Origin of the sequence: Streptomyces sp. NBC_00259 (assembly GCF_036181745.1) — a bacterium.
In the GTDB taxonomy this organism is placed as follows: domain Bacteria; phylum Actinomycetota; class Actinomycetes; order Streptomycetales; family Streptomycetaceae; genus Streptomyces; species Streptomyces pratisoli.
This window is the reverse complement of sequence record NZ_CP108080.1, coordinates 2,083,222-2,099,696: the sequence shown is the minus strand read 5'-3', so window position 1 is coordinate 2,099,696 and position 16,475 is coordinate 2,083,222. Positions and strand designations below refer to the sequence as shown.

General features: G+C 72.7%; 12 protein-coding genes and 3 pseudogenes. 6 read left to right on the top strand and 9 right to left on the bottom strand.

Going from position 1 to position 16,475, the window contains the following annotated elements; all coding sequences use genetic code 11:
- Nucleotides 1-54: 54 nt before the first annotated feature.
- Entirely contained in the window at nt 55-1,443 is a 1,389-nt protein-coding gene (lpdA, locus tag OG766_RS09445; RefSeq protein WP_266374719.1) for a dihydrolipoyl dehydrogenase, read from the bottom strand.
- A gap of 393 nt (nt 1,444-1,836) precedes the next feature.
- Nucleotides 1,837-3,345 carry a leucyl aminopeptidase gene (locus OG766_RS09440; RefSeq protein WP_266374721.1) on the bottom strand — a complete coding sequence of 503 codons (1,509 nt, stop codon included), beginning with the start codon at nt 3,343-3,345 and terminating at the stop codon, nt 1,837-1,839.
- 303 nt (nt 3,346-3,648) lie between these two features.
- On the opposite strand from OG766_RS09440, the gene OG766_RS09435 reads away from it, so the two are divergent.
- The 4 genes from OG766_RS09435 to OG766_RS09420 all read left to right on the top strand — a co-directional run bounded on the left by OG766_RS09435 (nt 3,649) and on the right by OG766_RS09420 (nt 9,723).
- Nucleotides 3,649-5,766: a hypothetical protein gene (locus OG766_RS09435; RefSeq protein ID WP_328725017.1), complete on the top strand. Its 2,118-nt coding sequence runs from the start codon at nt 3,649-3,651 to the stop codon at nt 5,764-5,766.
- Between the two features lie 95 nt (nt 5,767-5,861).
- The gene (pelF, locus tag OG766_RS09430) at nt 5,862-7,388 is read left to right on the top strand and encodes a GT4 family glycosyltransferase PelF (protein ID WP_266374723.1); all 1,527 of its coding nucleotides are present in this window, start codon (nt 5,862-5,864) and stop codon (nt 7,386-7,388) included.
- Nucleotides 7,385-8,884: a hypothetical protein gene (locus OG766_RS09425; protein ID WP_328725016.1), complete on the top strand. Its 1,500-nt coding sequence runs from the start codon at nt 7,385-7,387 to the stop codon at nt 8,882-8,884. The genes pelF and OG766_RS09425 overlap by 4 nt, the downstream gene beginning before the upstream one ends.
- Before the next feature lie 14 nt (nt 8,885-8,898).
- Nucleotides 8,899-9,723 carry an endo alpha-1,4 polygalactosaminidase gene (locus tag OG766_RS09420; RefSeq protein WP_328725015.1) on the top strand — a complete coding sequence of 275 codons (825 nt, stop codon included), beginning with the start codon at nt 8,899-8,901 and terminating at the stop codon, nt 9,721-9,723.
- On the opposite strand, the gene OG766_RS09415 is transcribed toward OG766_RS09420, so the two are convergent.
- Complete coding sequence (locus tag OG766_RS09415; protein ID WP_443045598.1) at nt 9,720-10,520, bottom strand: adenosylcobinamide-GDP ribazoletransferase; 801 nt, start codon at nt 10,518-10,520, stop codon at nt 9,720-9,722. The two genes, OG766_RS09420 and OG766_RS09415, sit on opposite strands and share 4 nt — an antisense overlap.
- 59 nt (nt 10,521-10,579) lie before the next feature.
- Here OG766_RS09415 and OG766_RS09410 point away from each other — a divergent pair.
- Nucleotides 10,580-11,335, top strand: a pseudogene (locus OG766_RS09410) (hypothetical protein); the annotation flags it as partial.
- 134 nt (nt 11,336-11,469) lie between these two features.
- On the opposite strand, the pseudogene OG766_RS09405 reads toward OG766_RS09410, so the two are convergent.
- The 4 genes and pseudogenes from OG766_RS09405 to OG766_RS09395 form a co-directional block, all read right to left on the bottom strand.
- Nucleotides 11,470-12,180: pseudogene (locus OG766_RS09405) on the bottom strand (hypothetical protein); the annotation flags it as partial.
- Nucleotides 12,181-12,200: 20 nt separating this feature from the next.
- Nucleotides 12,201-12,372 (bottom strand): annotated as a pseudogene (locus tag OG766_RS36730) (phosphatidylglycerol lysyltransferase domain-containing protein); the annotation flags it as partial.
- 17 nt (nt 12,373-12,389) lie between these two features.
- Nucleotides 12,390-13,430 (bottom strand): nicotinate-nucleotide--dimethylbenzimidazole phosphoribosyltransferase, encoded by a 1,041-nt coding sequence (gene cobT / locus OG766_RS09400; RefSeq protein ID WP_266378096.1) that lies wholly within the window; start codon nt 13,428-13,430, stop codon nt 12,390-12,392.
- Between the two features lie 60 nt (nt 13,431-13,490).
- On the bottom strand, nt 13,491-14,690 hold the full coding sequence (locus OG766_RS09395) for a bifunctional adenosylcobinamide kinase/adenosylcobinamide-phosphate guanylyltransferase (protein WP_266374730.1): 1,200 nt from the start codon (nt 14,688-14,690) through the stop codon (nt 13,491-13,493).
- Between the two features lie 91 nt (nt 14,691-14,781).
- On the opposite strand from OG766_RS09395, the gene OG766_RS09390 reads away from it, so the two are divergent.
- Entirely contained in the window at nt 14,782-14,988 is a 207-nt protein-coding gene (locus OG766_RS09390) for a hypothetical protein (protein ID WP_266374732.1), read from the top strand.
- A 65-nt stretch (nt 14,989-15,053) separates the two neighbouring features.
- On the opposite strand, the gene OG766_RS09385 is transcribed toward OG766_RS09390, so the two are convergent.
- Together OG766_RS09385 and OG766_RS09380 are read right to left on the bottom strand one after the other, a co-directional pair.
- Entirely contained in the window at nt 15,054-15,791 is a 738-nt protein-coding gene (locus tag OG766_RS09385; protein WP_328727450.1) for a class I SAM-dependent methyltransferase, read from the bottom strand.
- Nucleotides 15,792-15,874: 83 nt separating this feature from the next.
- Nucleotides 15,875-16,471 carry a DUF3043 domain-containing protein gene (locus tag OG766_RS09380; protein WP_266374733.1) on the bottom strand — a complete coding sequence of 199 codons (597 nt, stop codon included), beginning with the start codon at nt 16,469-16,471 and terminating at the stop codon, nt 15,875-15,877.
- Between the last annotated feature and the right edge of the window lie 4 nt (nt 16,472-16,475).

Sequence of the window (16,475 nt, the reverse complement as noted above, 5' to 3'; positions counted from 1 at the left end):
TTTCGGTTGCTCCTTACGAAAGTGCGGTAGTGGTCGTCGCGCCCGTGGACTGAATCAGTCGTGGGAGTGGAGGGGCTTGCCCGCGAGGGCCAGGTGGGCCTCGCCGAGCGCCTCGCTCTGCGTCGGGTGCGCGTGGATGAGCTGCGCGACCTCGGCCGGCAGAGCCTCCCAGTTGTAGATCAGCTGAGCCTCACCGACCTGCTCGCCCATACGGTCACCGACCATGTGGACGCCGACCACGGCACCGTCCTTGACCTGCACGAGCTTGATCTCGCCCGCGGTCTTGAGGATCTTGCTCTTGCCGTTGCCCGCGAGGTTGTACTTCAGAGCGACGACCTTGTCCGCGCCGTAGATCTCCTTGGCCTTGGCCTCGGAGAGACCCACGGAGGCGACCTCGGGGTGGCAGTACGTCACCTTCGGCACGCCGTCGTAGTCGATCGGGACGGTCTTCAGACCGGCCAGTCGCTCCGCCACCAGGATGCCCTCGGCGAAGCCGACGTGCGCGAGCTGGAGGGTCGGGACGAGGTCACCGACGGCCGAGATGGTCGGCACGTTGGTCTGCATGTACTCGTCGACCAGGACGTAGCCGCGGTCCATCGCGACGCCCTGCTCCTCGTAGCCGAGGCCCTGCGAGACCGGGCCGCGGCCGACGGCGACCAGCAGCACCTCGGCCTCGAAGGTCTTGCCGTCGGCGAGGGTGACCCGCACACCGTTCTCGGTGTACTCGGCCTTCTCGAAGAAGGTGCCGAGGTTGAACTTGATGCCGCGCTTGCGGAAGGCGCGCTCAAGAAGCTTGGAGCTGTTCTCGTCCTCGACCGGGACGAGGTGCTTCAGGGCCTCGATGATCGTGATGTCGGTGCCGAAGGACTTCCAGGCGGAGGCGAACTCGACGCCGATGACACCGCCGCCGAGCACGATCGCGGACTGCGGCACCCGGTCCAGGACCAGGGCGTGGTCGGAGGAGATGATGCGGTTGCCGTCGATGGTCAGACCCGGCAGCGACTTCGGGACCGAGCCGGTGGCGAGGAGGACGTGGCGGCCCTGGACGCGGCGGCCGTTGACGTCGACCGAGGTGGGGGAGGACAGCCGGCCCTCACCCTCGATGTACGTGACCTTGCGGGAGGCGATCAGTCCCTGCAGGCCCTTGTACAGCCCGGAGATCACCTCGTCCTTGTACTTGTGGACGGCCGGGACGTCGATGCCCTCGAAGGTGGCCTTGACGCCGAACTGCTCGCTCTCGCGCGCCTGGTCGGCGATCTCACCGGCGTGCAGCAGGGCCTTGGTGGGGATGCATCCACGGTGCAGGCAGGTGCCGCCGACCTTGTCCTTCTCGATCAGGGCGACGTCCAGGCCCAGCTGCGCTCCGCGCAGGGCCGCGGCGTAACCACCGCTGCCACCGCCGAGGATCACTAGGTCGAAAACGGTGCTGGCGTCGTTCGCCACGTCACGTCCTCCATGCATGTGCGCCGGGCGCCGGTCGTCCATGACCTACGCGGCGGCTGGTGTTCGGCCGCTTGTCTTCGGCCCTGTGGTGGGGGCCCTGTCCTGCCGAGAACCCATCTTCGCACTTGTCGACGGAAGGCGGGACGCGGGGCCGGGGTACGGGACGGCGGTTCAGCCGTCACCGGCGATTACTGGTACGTACGAACCTGCGAATTTCGTCGAAGGCGAACGGAAAGACCACCGGGTGGACAAACCGAGGACCCCCGCCCGGTATTCCTGCGGCACCCGCGGAAGGCTTCCCGCGGCGCTCGCGGAGAGATTCCCGCGGCGCCCGCGGAGGGCCACCGACGCCCGGGTCCGGAACGTCCTCCGGACCCGGTGCACGGTGGTGCGTCAGCCCAGGTCGCCCTCGGCGGTGCGCTCGGCCAGCCTGACCAGGGTGCGGACCGCGGAGCCGGTGCCGCCCTTCGGGGTGTAGCCGTACGGGGCGCCCTCGTGGAAGGCCGGGCCGGCGATGTCCAGGTGGGCCCACGTGATGCCCTCGCCGACGAACTCCTTGAGGAACAGGCCGGCGACCAGGCCGCCGCCCATCCGCTCGCCCATGTTCGCGATGTCGGCGGTCGGCGAGTCCATGCCCTTGCGCAGGTCGGTCGGGAGCGGCATCGGCCAGGAGTCCTCGCCGACCTCCTCCGCGATCTCGTGGATCGAGGTACGGAAGGCGTCGTCGTTGGCCATGATGCCGAAGCGGCGGTTGCCGAGCGCCAGCACCATCGCGCCGGTCAGCGTCGCCACGTCGACGATCGCGTCGGGCTTCTCCTCCGACGCCCTGGTGAGCGCGTCGGCCAGGACGAGACGGCCCTCGGCGTCGGTGTTGAGCACCTCCACCGTCTTGCCGCTGTACATGCGCAGCACGTCACCGGGGCGGGTGGCGGTGCCGGACGGCATGTTCTCGGCGAGCGCCAGCCAGCCGGTGACGTTCACGCGCAGGCCGAGCCGGGCGGCCGTGACGACGGCGGCGAACACGGCGGCGGCGCCGCTCATGTCGCACTTCATCGTCTCGTTGTGGCCCGCCGGCTTCAGCGAGATGCCGCCCGAGTCGTAGGTGATGCCCTTGCCGACGAAGGCCAGGGACTTCTCCGCCTTGGGGTGCGTGTACGCGACCTTCACCAGCCGCGGGCCGTTGGCCGCGCCCTGGCCGACGCCGAGGATGCCGCCGAAGCCGCCCTTGAGGAGCGCCTTCTCGTCGAGGACCTGCACCTTGAGGCCGTGCTCCTTGCCGGCCGCGGAGGCGACGGCGGCGAAGGACTCGGGGAAGAGGTCGTTCGGCGGGGTGTTGACCAGGTCGCGGGCGCGGTTGATCTCCTCGGTCAGCGCGATCGCCCGGTCGGCCGCGGCCTTGTACGCCTTGTCGCGCGGCTTGGCGCCGAGCAGGGCGATCTCGGCCAGCGGCTTCTTGCCGTTCTCGCCGTCCTGGTACGCGGTGAAGGCGTAGGCACCGAGCAGCGCGCCCTCGGCGATCGCCTCGGCGTCCTCGGAGGCCTCGATCGGCAGCGCGAACGCGGCCTTCTTCGTGCCGGACAGCGCCCGGGCCGCGGAACCCGCGGCGCGCCGCAGCGATTCCGCGGTGTACGAGTCGTCCTTCTCCGGGGCGGCACCGAGGCCGACCGCGATCACGACCGGGGCCTTCAGGCCGGCCGGCGCGGGCAGCTTGGTCACCTCGCCCTCGGCACCGGAGGCGCCGAGGGTCTCGAGGACGGTGGCGAGCTTTCCGTCGAACGCCTTGTCCACGGCCTCGGCGCCGGCGGCGACGACCGGGCCCTTGGCGCCCTTCGCGACGCCGACGACGACCGCGTCGGCGCGCAGCGTCGCAGCGCCGGCAGTGCTGAGAGTGAGAGCAGTCACGGTGGTGAAATCTCGCTTCCGTTGAGTTCCATGGCCGAAGAGGTGGGTCGGCCGCCCGGCGCATCGTAAATCGGGCGAGCCGGAGCGCCGCCACGAGCCTACGCGCGCCCGCTGTGTTCGCTCGCGCCAGCGGTGATTCACCCATCCGTGGTGTCTCCGCCACGTTTCCCCGGCCGATCGGTGAGTCCTGCGTCACACTCGGCCCGAATGCGCAAGGGAGCGAGTGGCTGCTTTGCATGATTTCCACATGTCCTCCCCGGATTCTCCGCGAGGGAGGGCCAACGAGGGGTGGGGGGAAACGCCATGGCGCCCGTATTCGGTACGAGGTTGCGTACGAGCGGATTCACGAGCGGATTCACGAGAGGATCCAACGGTTCCACGAAGGGCAGGCTCGGCACGGCGGCGGTGACGCTCACGACGTGCGCGCTGCTCACCGCCGTGCTGCCCGCGACGCCCGCGGCGGCCGCGGACCCGGTGCCGCGGATCGACCTGAAGGTCCTGGTCGTCGACGACGGCGGTGACTCGGTGGCCGCGGTCACCTCCGAGCTGCGCAGTACGGGAGTCCCGTACAGCGTCGTCGACCTCGGCGATCCGAGCCGTCCGACGATCAACGCGGCCTTCCTGAGCGACACCGTGAGCGGCCGGCCGCGCGCCAAGTACCAGGGTGTGGTCCTGCCGAACGAGGCGCCGTTCGGGACGGACTCCGCGGGCGCCGCCGAGCAGGCCGCGCTCGTCGCCTACGAGAAGACCTTCGGGGTCCGTCAGGTCGACGCCTACACCTGGGCGCATCCGGGCGTCGGGCTCGACTACACCAGCGAAGGCGGCTGGGCCGGCACCCTCGACGGCGCCGCGGCCACCGTCACCGCCGCGGGCCGCACCGGGCCCTTCGGCTATCTCGACGGCCCGCTGACGTTCGAGGACAACGCGCCCGACATCGGCGAGAGCTACGGCTATCTGGCGCGCCCGCGCGAGGGGTTCACGAGTTACGTCGACGCCCCCGTGCCCGGCGGCGAGGGCCGGGCCAGCCTGCTCGGCGAGTACGCGCACGACGGGCGCCGTGAGCTGGTCGTCACCTTCGCCTACAACCAGCACCAGCGGCAGTTCCGGCTGCTGGCGCGGGGCATCGTCGAATGGCTCACCCAGGGCGTCCACCTCGGACAGAGCCGCAACTACTTCGCGGTCCACGTCGACGACGTGTTCGCGCCCGACGCCCGCTGGGACAAGGACCGCAACTGCACACCGGGCGACATCGACTGCGGTGGCGGGGCCGAGGACACCACGCCCGACATCCGCATGACCGCCGCGGACGCCCAGTACGCCGCGCAGTGGCAGCAGTCCAGCGGCTTCACCCTCGACATGGTCTACAACGCCGGGGCCGGCGAGGAGTGGAAGGCCGAGCACGGCGGCACCGACGCGCTCGCCGCCCGGCTGGTCGCCGACCGTGCCAAGTACCGCTGGATCAACCACACCTACACCCACCCGTTCCTCGGCTGCGTCCAGAACGTGTCCGTCGTCCCGTGGCAGTGCGCGAAGAACGCGAACGGCACGACGCAGTACATGAGCCGCGCCGAGATCGCCGCGCAGATCCGCGACAACCACAACTGGGCGGTGAACAAGGGCATCTCCGTCGACCGTACCGAGCTGGTCACCGGAGAGCACTCGGGTCTCAAGACCCTTCCGCAGCAGCCTGTCGACAATCCCAACCTGGCGCCCGCGCTCGCCGACAACGGCGTCAAGTGGATCGCCGGCGACAACTCCCGCGAGCCGCAGCAGCGCCCCGTGGGCGGCGCCCTCACCGTGCCCCGTCACCCGATGAACGTGTACTACAACACGGGCACGGCCGCGGAGATGGCCGACGAGTACAACTGGATCTACACCTCCAGGGCGGACGGCGGCAGCGGCATCTGCGAGAGCAACCCGGCCTCCACCTGCCTGGACGAGTCCCTGGACGAGCAGACCGGCTACGCGCAGTACATCGTGCCGCAGGAGGCCAGGATCGCGCTGGGCCACGTCGTCGCGAACGACCCCCGCCCCCACTACGTCCACCAGTCCAACCTGGCCGAGGACCGCATCCTCTACCCCGTCCTCGACCGGATCCTCGCCGACTACCGGTCGCTGTTCGCCGACAGCGCGCCGCTCGTCAACCAGAGCCAGCGCGACACCGGTACGGAACTGAGCCGCCGCGCCGCGTGGCAGAAGGCCCTCGACACGGGCAAGGTCACGGCGTACCGCATCGGCACCACCGTCACCGTCCAGGCACCGAACGGGGTCGTCGTTCCCGTCACCGCGCCCGAGGGCACGCGGAAGCAACTGCTGCTCGGTACGAGCCTCTTCGGCAGCCCGTACGCGGGCCGGCGCTCGGCCTGGACCGGTCCTGACCTTCTGCAGTCCGCCGTCACCCTGCGGCTGCCCGCCGTCTGACGCGCGGGTCCACCCCGTCATCGCACGCACCCCGGCCGGTCCGGCCGGGGTGCGTCACCCACGCCCATGACGCACGTCCAGGGGGACCCAGCACGATGAGCCAGGGACGTCACGTCACCATGCTCACCGAAGGAACGTATCCGCATGCCCACGGTGGCGTCAGCACCTGGTGCGACCAGCTGATCCGGGGCATGCCCGAGGTCGAGTTCACCGTCACCGCCCTCACCGGAAGCGGCCGGGAGCCCGTCACCTGGGAGCTGCCGCCCAACATCCGCCGACACACCTCCGTGCCGCTGTGGGGGCCTCGCCCCGGCCGTGCCCGCGCGCAGTTCGGCAGAGCCGCCCGCCGGCGCTTCCCCGACCTCTACGCACGCTTCCTCATGTCGGTGCTCGACCCGCACGCGCACGCCGACTTCGGCGCCGGGCTGGACGCGCTCGCCGAGGAGGCCCGCGCCGGCCGCCTCTCCGCCGCGCTGCGCACCGAGTCCGCCGTCCGCACCCTGATGCGGCTGTGGACGCTGCCGCATCTGCCCACCGCCGCGGCCCGGCCCACCGTCCACGACGCCCTGACCGCCGTCGATCTGCTCGAACACGCGCTGCGCCCGCTCGCCGTGCGCATCCCCACGGACAGCGTCGCCCACGCCGTCAGCAGCGGGCTCGCCACCCTGCCCGCGCTCGCCGCCCAGCGCCTGGACGGCGTGCCCTTCCTCCTCACCGAGCACGGCATCTATCTGCGCGAGCGCTATCTCGGCCAGCGAGCCACGGCCCAGCGGTGGCCCGTCAAGGCGCTGATGCTGGGCTTCTACCGGGAGCTCAACACCCTCGGCTACGCGCGGGCCGATCTGATCACGCCGTGCAACCGGTACAACCGCCGGTGGGAGGAGCGCGGAGGCGCCCCCGCCGACCGGATCCGCACGGTCTACAACGGTGTCGATCCGCACGCCTTCCCGCATGCCGGTGCCGAACCCTCCGTACCCACGCTCACCTGGGCCGGCCGGATCGACCCCATCAAGGACCTGGAGACGCTGATCCGGGCCTACGCCCTGGCCCGGGCCGAACTGCCGGAGCTGCGCCTGCGGTTGTTCGGGGCGGCGCCCGCGGGCGGTGAGCGGTACGCGACCGGGCTGGAGAAGCTCGCCGCGGAACTGGGCGTCGCCGACGGCATCGTGTGGGAGGGGCGGATCAGCGATGTGGCGCGCGCCTACGCCGCCGGGCACGTGGTGATGCTGTCCAGCATCAGTGAGGGATTCCCGTTCTCGGTCATCGAGGCGATGTCGTGCGGCCGGACGACGGTGTCCACCGATGTGGGCGGGGTACGGGAGGCCGTCGGCGACACGGGCCTGGTGGTGCCGCCGCGCGAGCCGGAGGCGCTGGCCGCGGCGGCCCTGGAACTGCTGCGGGACGACGAGCGCCGGGCGGAACTGGGCCGGCGCGCCCGGCAGCGGGTCCTCGACCGCTTCACACTGCGGCGTTCCGTGGACGCCTTCCGCCGGATCTACCGGGAACTGGACGGGGCGCCGGGCGCGGTGCCCGAGCCGCTCGCCGAGACCGTCGCCGACTGGACGCTGGAACTGAGGGACCCCTGGTACCTGCAGCCGGCCGCGGACGGGAGCGTGTGGTGAGCGGATCGCTGTGGCTGAAGGAACCGGGCTCCGCCGGGCGGGACGCGCTGCCGTCCGTACCGGGCAGCCGGCTCCCCGCGGACCGGTCCGAGGCCGACCCGGTCGACGAACTCGCCGGGCGGCTGGGCGACTTCATCGCGGCGGCCGTCCATCCCGACGAGATCGCCGCGCTGCTGGAGTCCGACGGGCTGACGGACGAGCAGATACGTCTGCGTTACGGCCGCGAGGACTCCTTCGCCCTGGCGGAGGAGCTGTACGCACGCGCCGAGCGCCGCTTCCCGGAGCCCGGCGGCCCGCCGGCCGCACCCACGGGCCCGACGCTCCTCGCCTGCCTGCTGCGCGGCCTGGTCTTCACCCTCCCGGGGCTCGCCCACGTCCTGGCCGTACCGCTCCTCGCGGGCGGCCGCCCGGCGTACGAACCGCTGATCGCCGCCGCGCTCGCCGGCTGGGCGTGGAACCAGGCCCTCGCCCACCGCGCCTACACCTGGCTGGGCCTCGGCGACCGCGCGGCGGCCGCCCGGTCGCTGCTCCTGGGCGCGCCCGTGGGCGCGCTGCTCGGCACGGCCTCGGCGGTCACCGCCGAGGGGCCGATGGTCCTCTTCGCGGCCGGCCAGTCGCTGTACCTCGTGGCGGCGACTGTGCTGCTGGTGCTGGGCCGCGACCGTGCGCTGCTGCTCGTCCTGGCGCCGCCGGCCGGTGGCGCGCTGTTCGCCGCACTGCACCCGATGCCGGTCTGGGCGCACCTCGCCCTGCCGCTGGCCTCGGTCATCGCCGCGGTTGCCCTGGCGGCGTGGGCGGTGAGCTCGGAACTGCGCTCGGCCGGTGCGGGCGGTGCGGGCGGTGCGGCCGGTCCGGGCGGTCCGGGTGATCCGGGCGGGAAACCCGGCCCTGCCGGTGGCCGGGCCCACCGCACACCGGCCCGTGGCCTGGTCACGCGTATCCGCACCGGGGGCCGTGGCCGGCCGCGGCTCGGCGGGTCGGTGCCGTACGGGCTGTTCGGGCTCGGGGCCGGTGTGCTCGTGCTCCAGGTCGCCCTGGACACCCCGCCGTTCGCCGTCGCGCTGACGCTCGGCATGGGGCCCGCCGAGTGGCTGCTGCACCGGTTCCGGGCGGACAGCCTCGCCGGGCTGCGGGCCAGCACCTCCCCGCATCGCTTCCGCGTCACCGTCGCCGCGGCGCTGGCGCGCTGCCTCGCCGGACATCTGGGCGCGCTGCTGACGCTCACGGCGGCGGCGACGCTGCTGTGGCCGGGCAGCGGCCACGGACCGGGCGGAGCGGCGCTCGCCGGGGTGCTGCTGCTCGGCGTCGTGCTCTGGACGGCACTGCTGCTTCAGGCGTTCGGCGCGGTGACGAGCGCGGCCGTGGTGTGCTGCGCGGCCGCGCTCGCCACGGTCCTCGTCCCCGGCGCGGACCTGCTGCTCGTCCCCGCGGCCGCCGCCGTCGTGCTGGTGGGGCTGGTCTGTGCTCTGCTGGGCCGGGTCACCGCGCATCGCTGAGGAGCCCACGGAACATGAGCCTGTCGGTCCCGCCAAGACGTCTTATGCTGCTCCTGGCGCTGTTCCTGACACCGGTGCTGCTCGCCGGCTGCACCACCGTCCCGGACCACGCCGCCCCGGACGACGCCGCGCCGCCGCGCACCCGTTGGCAGCCGAAGCCGGGGCTCGCCTGGCAGTGGCAGCTCAGCGGCCGCCTCGATCCGACGGTCGACGTACCCGTCTACGACATCGACGGCTTCGAGCATCCGGAGTCCGTCGTCGCCGATCTGCACCGGCGCGGCCGCAAGGTCATCTGCTACATCTCCACGGGCGCGTGGGAGGACTTCCGCCCGGACGCGGACGCCTTCCCCAGGGCCCTGCTCGGCAAGGGCAACGGCTGGAAGGGCGAACGCTGGCTCGACATCCGCCGCACGGACGTCCTGGAACCGCTGATGGCCGAACGCTTCGACATGTGCAGGGAGAAGGGCTTCGACGCGGTCGAGCCGGACAACATGGACGGCTACGCCAACGACACGGGCTTCCCGCTCACCACCGCCGACCAGCTCCGCTACAACCGGCTCATCGCCCGGCTCGCCCACGACCGGGGACTGGCCGTCGGCCTGAAGAACGACCTGGACCAGATCCCGCAGCTGGTCGGTGACTTCGACTTCGCGGTCAACGAGCAGTGCGCGCAGTACGCCGAATGCGCCGCGCTGACCCCGTTCGTCGAAGCGGGCAAGGCGGTCTTCCACGTCGAGTACGAGCTGACGACGGACCGCTTCTGCCCGCAGTCGAAGCGGCTGCGGCTGAGCTCGATGCTGAAGAGGTACGAGCTGGGGGTGTGGCGGAAGGCCTGTTAGGAGCCCACGGCCAGCGCGATCAGCGTCGCCGTCGCCGCCGTCTCCGCGAGCGCGCCGAACACGTCTCCCGTCACCCCGCCGAAGCGGCGCACACAGTGCCGCAGCAGCAGTTCGGCCGCCGCCGCTCCGGCGAGGAGGGCCACGGCGACCCGGAGCGCCCCGTACCCGCCGGACGCCGCGCCCGCGGCCGCGCATGCCGCGGTGACCAGGACGGCGGCCGTCACGGCGTGGCGTACGGGGACGGTGGCGGCGACCATGGCGCCGAGGCCCTCCGGGCGGGCCGCCGGGACGCCCGTGCGCGAGGCGAGCGTGAGCGCGAGCCGCGCCGCGACGCCCGCGGCCGCCGCCCCCGCCGCGCCGTGGACCCAGCCGTGCCCGTACAGCTCGTACAGTGCCGCGACCTGCGCCAGCAGCACGAAGAGCAGGGTGATCACACCGAACGGCCCGACGTCCGACTGCTTCATGATCCGCAGCGCGTCCTCGGCGGGCTTGGCGCTGCCCAGGCCGTCGGCGGTGTCGGCGAGGCCGTCGAGGTGGAGGCCCCGGGTGAGCACGGCGGGTACGGCGGCGGAGCCGACGGCGGCGAGCAGCGGGCCCGCGCCGAGCACGAGCAGCAGTCCGCCGAGGGCGGCCGCGCAGAGGCCCACGACCAGCCCGGCGAGCGGGGCGCAGAGCATTCCCGCCCGTGCGGCGTCGCGGTCCCAGCGGGTGACGCGTACCGGCAGCACGGTGAGGGTGCCGAAGGCGAACCGTATGCCGACCGGGCCGACTGTCCTGAGAGAGCTCACCGCGCGCAGGGTAGTCGGTGCGCTCCGACGGTAAATTGCGCATGACGGACAAAACGGGAGCGGGTGGCATGGGTCACTGGTTTTACCGCAACATCGTGGAGCCGGGAAAGCTCCCGCTGCTCATCGCGCTGGCCTCTTTCGTCCTGACCTTCCTGATCACCCGCACGGTCACCCGGCTGATCCGGCTCGGAAAGGGACCCTTCCGGAACGTCAGCTCCGGCGGGCTGCACATCCACCATGTGGTGCCCGGTGTCGTCCTCATCATCATCGGCGGATTCGGGTCGGTCGCCAGCAGCCAGCACACCGGCGCGGGCACCGTCGTCTTCGCGGTGGTCTTCGGGATGGGCGCCGGGCTGGTCCTCGACGAGTTCGCGCTGATCCTGCACCTCGACGACGTCTACTGGACCGAGGCGGGCCGTCAGAGCGTCGAGGTGGTCGTGCTCACCGCCTCACTGCTGCTGCTGATCCTCGGCGGCTTCTCGCCGCTCGGGGTCGACAACCTCACCGAGGACGAACGCGACGACCGCCGGGTCTTCCTGCTCACCCTCGCCGTCAACTTCGCCTTCGTCCTGATCGCCCTCTTCAAGGGCAAACTGCGGATGGCGATCATCGGCACGCTGGTGCCGTTCGTCGCGATCATCGCGGCGCTCCGGCTGGCCAGGCCCGCCTCGCCGTGGGCCAAGCGGGTCTACCGGCGCCGCCCGCGCTCCCGGGCGAAGGCGGTGCTGCGCGCGTTCCACCACGACAAACGCTGGAGCGGACCGCGCCGCAAGTTCGAGGACCTGATCGGCGGCGCCCCGGACCGGCTGCCGGCCGGCCGCGCCCCCGCCCCGGCGCTGGAACCGGGCTCCGGTTCCAGCCCCGGTTCCAGCCGTGGCTCCGACACTGGTCCCGATCCCGATCCCGATCCCGATCCCGATCCCGATCCCGATCCCGGCTCCGGCACCGACCTCGGCTCCGGCGCCGGCCCGGGCTCTGCTCCCGGTTCCGTTTCCGACACCGGTTCCGAACCCGGCTCCGGCGCACGCTGAAAGCACGCCGTCACGGCGAGCACCACGAGCACGCCGGCGATCGCGGCGAGATGCTCCTTGCCCGCCAGATTGTTCTTCACCAGCACTTCGACGATCATCGCGACGACCACCAGGCCCATCGTCACCCGCGCCCCGTAGCGGTGACAGACCCAGACCGCGAGCCCCACCACCGCCGCCGACGGCCCCGTGTCCACGACCTGGGCGTCCGAGGCGGGCAGGCTCAGCGGATGACCGGGCCCCAGGGCGATCCCGGCCCGTGCGTACAGCGTCCCGGCGAGCGTGGCCGCGTACGCGACCATCAGGGTGCGCGGCCGTCCCAGACAGATCTCGCAGATGCCGAACACCAGGAGGACCTGGGCCAGCGCGCCCCACACCGGCAGATCGAGCGCCGGGACGAAGAGGGACAGCGGGGTACGGAGCAGAGCGAGCCAGAGCGGGTCCTCCGCCCGCACCGAGCCGATGTCCTGCACCGGCTGATAGCCCCAGGACTGGTTCTGCACCAGCTGGAACAGGCCGGTGAGACAGACCGCGCCGAGCGTCATGGGGACCGCGCGCCACGTCCTCGTCACGAGCGCCGTCCGTACGGTCGTGTACAGCGGCCCCCACTCGCGGCGCGCGAAAGCGCGCGCACGGTTCACCGCCGGCTCGCCGAGGGCTCGAGAACGGCGCTCACGTCGAAGAGCATGGAACGTGGCTCCCAGATGGGTCGGTATGTGGCGTCGGCGCGCTACAACGACTCGATCCGGTCCCGCCCCGAGCCCCGCGCCACGATCGAAGACCGGCGACGATGCCGAGAAGTTGAGTGGGATCCGAGTGATCCCGATCTCGCGCGGGCTGCGGGTGGGAACTACTCCGTACGCACGGGCAGTTCGGCGGCGAGCGCCGCGGACGCCCGGACGAGGGGGAGGGCGAGCAGGGCGCCCGTTCCTTCCCCGACGGTGACGCCGTGGTCGAGCAGCGGGTCGAGCGCCATCCGGTCGAGGGCCTTCGCCTGGGCCGGCTCTCCGGTCACCTGGCCCGCCAGCCACCAGTCCGGCGCACGGAACGCCGCCCGCTGCCCGACGAGGGCGCAGGCCGCCGAGACGACACCGTCCAGGATCACGGGCATCCGGCGCACCGCGGCCTGCAGCAGGAACCCGGTCGTCGCGGCCAGATCCGCCCCGCCCACGGCCGTCAGCAGCGCCAGCTGGTCGCCGAGCACGGGCCGGGCGCGGCGCAGCGCGTCACGGATCGCCGCGCACTTGCGCATCCACGCCAGATCGTCGATCCCGGCACCGCCGCGACCGGTCACCACCGAGGCGTCCGTGCCGCAGAGCGCGGCGATCAGGGCGGAGGCGGGCGTCGTACCGCCGACACTGAGATCGCCGAGCACCACCAGATCGGTACCGGAGTCGGCCTCCTCGTCGGCGATCGTCACACCCAGACGCACGGCCGCCTCGGCCTCGTCCGGGGTCAGCGCGTCCTCGACGTCGATGCGCCCGCTGCCGCGCCGCACCCGGTGCCGTACGACGTCCTCGGGCAGCAGGTCCGGATCGCAGTCCAGTCCGGCGTCGACGATCCGCACCGGCACGTCCATCCGCCGGGCCAGCACCGCGACGGGGCTCGCGCCCTCCAGCGTGGCCCGCACCAGCTCGTGCGCGGTTCCCGCCGGCCGTCCCGACACACCCAGCTCAGCGACCCCGTGGTCCCCCGCGAACAGCACCACCCGCGGCCGTTCGACGGCCCGCGCCGGCACGGCCCCCTGCGCGGCCGACAGCCACTCGCCCAGCTCGTCCAGCCGCCCCAGGGCCCCGGGCGGCACGGACAGCCGCTCCCGGCGTTCCTCGGCGTCGCGCCGCATACCGGTGTCGGGGCGCTCGATAAGGTCGGAGAAGTCGTCGAGATTCAGCGAGCTCATTCGCCGAACAGTACCGGCCCGCCCCGCCTTTCCGGCTCCCGGGCCACCCGCTCACCGCAGCGGCAGCGCCTGGCCCGCCACCACCAGCAGGACGTGCTCGCACTCCGAGGCGAAGGCCGCGTTCAGGCGGCCCAGTTCGTCGCGGAAACGACGGCCCGACGGGGTCGCGGGGACGACGCCCGAACCGACCTCGTTGGTGACGGCGACGACCGTGCGGCGCGTCTCGCGGACGGCCGCGACGAGGGCGGACGTGCGGGCGTGCAGGAGGCCGCGGCCGACCGTCTCCCAGCGCTCGTCGTCCCACGCGCCCACCTGGTCCATCGCGTCGGTGAGCCACAGCGCCAGGCAGTCGATGAGCAGCGGAGGACCGCTCTCGGCCAGCAGGGGAACCAGCTCGCAGGTCTCGATCGTGCGCCAGCTGCCCGGCCGGCGCTCCCGGTGCGCCGCGACCCGGGCCGCCCACTCCCGGTCGTTCCCGCGCGCGCCGCTCGTCGCCACGTACACCACGTCGGGGAACGACTCCAGCCGCCGCTCCGCCTCCAGCGACTTCCCGGACCGCGCCCCGCCGGTGACCAGCGTGCGCCGCGGTACGTCCGGGACCGCGTGGTACTCCCCGACGTACAGCGTCGTGCCGTCCGGCACGGTCCGCGCCCCCGCCGCCGCGAGCCGCCGGTCCAGCTCGGCACCGGGGGGCGCGTCGTGGTCGATGTGGACGGCGACGACGTCCGTCGTGGCGCCGACCGCGCCCACCGCCCGCAGCCTCGCCAGTCCGTCGGGGCGTCCGACGACATCGGCGACGATCATGTCGTACGGCAGTGGATCACCGTCCGTCACGCCGGCGGGCGCGCCGCCCGGCGGCAGGTACAGCAGTCGCTCCCCCTCCGGCGAGGTCACCTCGTACCCCGTACCCGGGGAGTCCAGCGCGACCGCCCGCACCCGGTGCCCGCTGATCAGCGTCAACTCCTGACCGTCCGGCACCCGCCCGGCCGTCGGCAGCCCCACGGGCAGCTCCATCGCGGGCCCGTCGTGCGGGTGCGACAGCAGGACCTGCCGTACCCCCACGAGTGAGTGGCCCGCCCGGGCGGCGGCCAGCGCCGCCCCCGGCGTCAGGTCGAGCAGCAGCGCGCCGTCCACCAGCAGGGCGGTCGCCGCGCGCGCCCGTTCGCCGCGGGCGGCGGCGCAGACGGCGCAGGGGCAGTCGGGGCGGGGGAGCCCGGTGGGGGCTCCGGTGCCGAGCAGAGTCAGTTCCACGGTCACGATCTTCCCGCGTCACCGCTGCGGGTGCGCGCCCGGCTACGCTGCGGGAAGCAAGGTCATCAGCGCGTGGACCCGGGAGGCGCACATGGCGTGGACGTGGCGGTTCGAGAAGTCCGACGGGACGGAGGTCCAGCCGGCCGTGGAGCCGGAGGAGTTCAGCACGCAGGGCGACGCGGAGTCCTGGATCGGCGAGGTCTGGCGAGAGCTCCTGGAGGGCGGTGCGGACCAGGTCTTCCTCTTCGAGGACGGCAGCCGCATCTACGGCCCGATGAGCCTCAACGCCGAGGGCTGAGCCCACTCACGGTCCGCACCCGGGGGAACCGCCCCGGGGCGGGCCCAGGCCGGGTCAGACACGGCCTACTGGCCCCGCACCCCGCACAGATGCAGCAGCGCGGCCGCCGAGCGGTAGGGGTCGATGCGTCCCGCGCGGTCCTCGGCCGTCAGCAGCCGGGCCAGTTCGTCCTCGGGCGGCAGCTCCGCGTCGTCGGCGGCGCCGTCCGTGAAGACCCGCACGCCGTACCAGGCGTGCAGGGGGGCGGCGATCCCCGCGAGGGTCGCCTTCAACGACGCCATGTGGTCCGCGCGGACCTGGATGCCGAGCCGGTTGGTGTACGTGTCCGAGTCGAAGGCGGTCAGCGCCGCGGTCCAGTCACCCGCGAGGCCGGGCCGCATCGCCAGCGCGTCCGCGTTCCGCACGAGCAGGGACAGCAGACCGCCGGGCGCCAGCATCCGCGCCAGGCCCGCCAGCATCGCGTCGCGCTCCTCGACGTACATCAGCACGCCGTGGCACAGCACCACGTCGAAGGAACCGGGCAGGAAGTGCACCCCGGTGTCCCGGCCGTCGCCCTCGATCGTCCGGAAGCGCTCCCGGATGCCTTCGGGCTCGGTCGCCAGCGCCTCCCGGGCGACCCGGAGCATTCCCGCGTCCGACTCCAGACCGGTCACCTTGTGCCCGGCCCGCGCCAGCCGCAGGGCCTGCGTGCCCTGTCCCATGCCGACGTCGAGGACCCGCAGCCGCTGCCCGACGGGGAAGCGTGCCGCTATCTGCTCGTCGAGCTGACGGGCGACGAGCTCCTGGCGGACGGTGTTGCGCAGCCCGCCCAGGCCCTTCAGCCAGGCGGCCGCGCAGCTCGCGAAACCGGAGACGTCCTGACCCTGACCGGAGACGACGTCCGCGCTCAGGGCCGCTCTCCGCGCTTGACGCGGGGCTTGGGCAGCCGCAGTCGGCGCATCTGGAGCGTACGCATCAGGCCGTAGGCCACGGCGCCGCGCTTCGGCTCGTCGGGGAAGCGCTCGGCCAGCTGCTTCTTCAGGCGGAGCCAGATGCCGATCGAGTCGATGACGATCAGCACGATCACACCGAGCCACAGCAGCAGCGCGATGTTCTGCAGCTGGGGCACGCGGATCATGGAGAGCACCAGGATCACCACGGCCAGCGGCAGGAAGAACTCGGCGATGCAGAACCGCGAGTCGACGAAGTCGCGGACGAATCGACGCACCGCACCCCTGTCACGGGCCGGGAGATAGCGCTCGTCGCCACCGGCCAGCGCCTCGCGCTGCTTGGCCAGGTCGGCGCGGCGCGCCTCTCGTTGGCGGCGCATGGCCTCCTTGCGGTCGGTCGGTGCCGACTGCGCGCGACGGCGCTGCGTCTGGGCCTCACTCCGCTTCGGGGTCGGGCGGCCCTTGGGGGCCTCGGGGTCGCGGGGCTGCTTGGAGAGGTCCGCCGTCACCTTGTCGGTGGGGGCCTTCTCATCCTTCGAACGGCTACGGAACACAAAA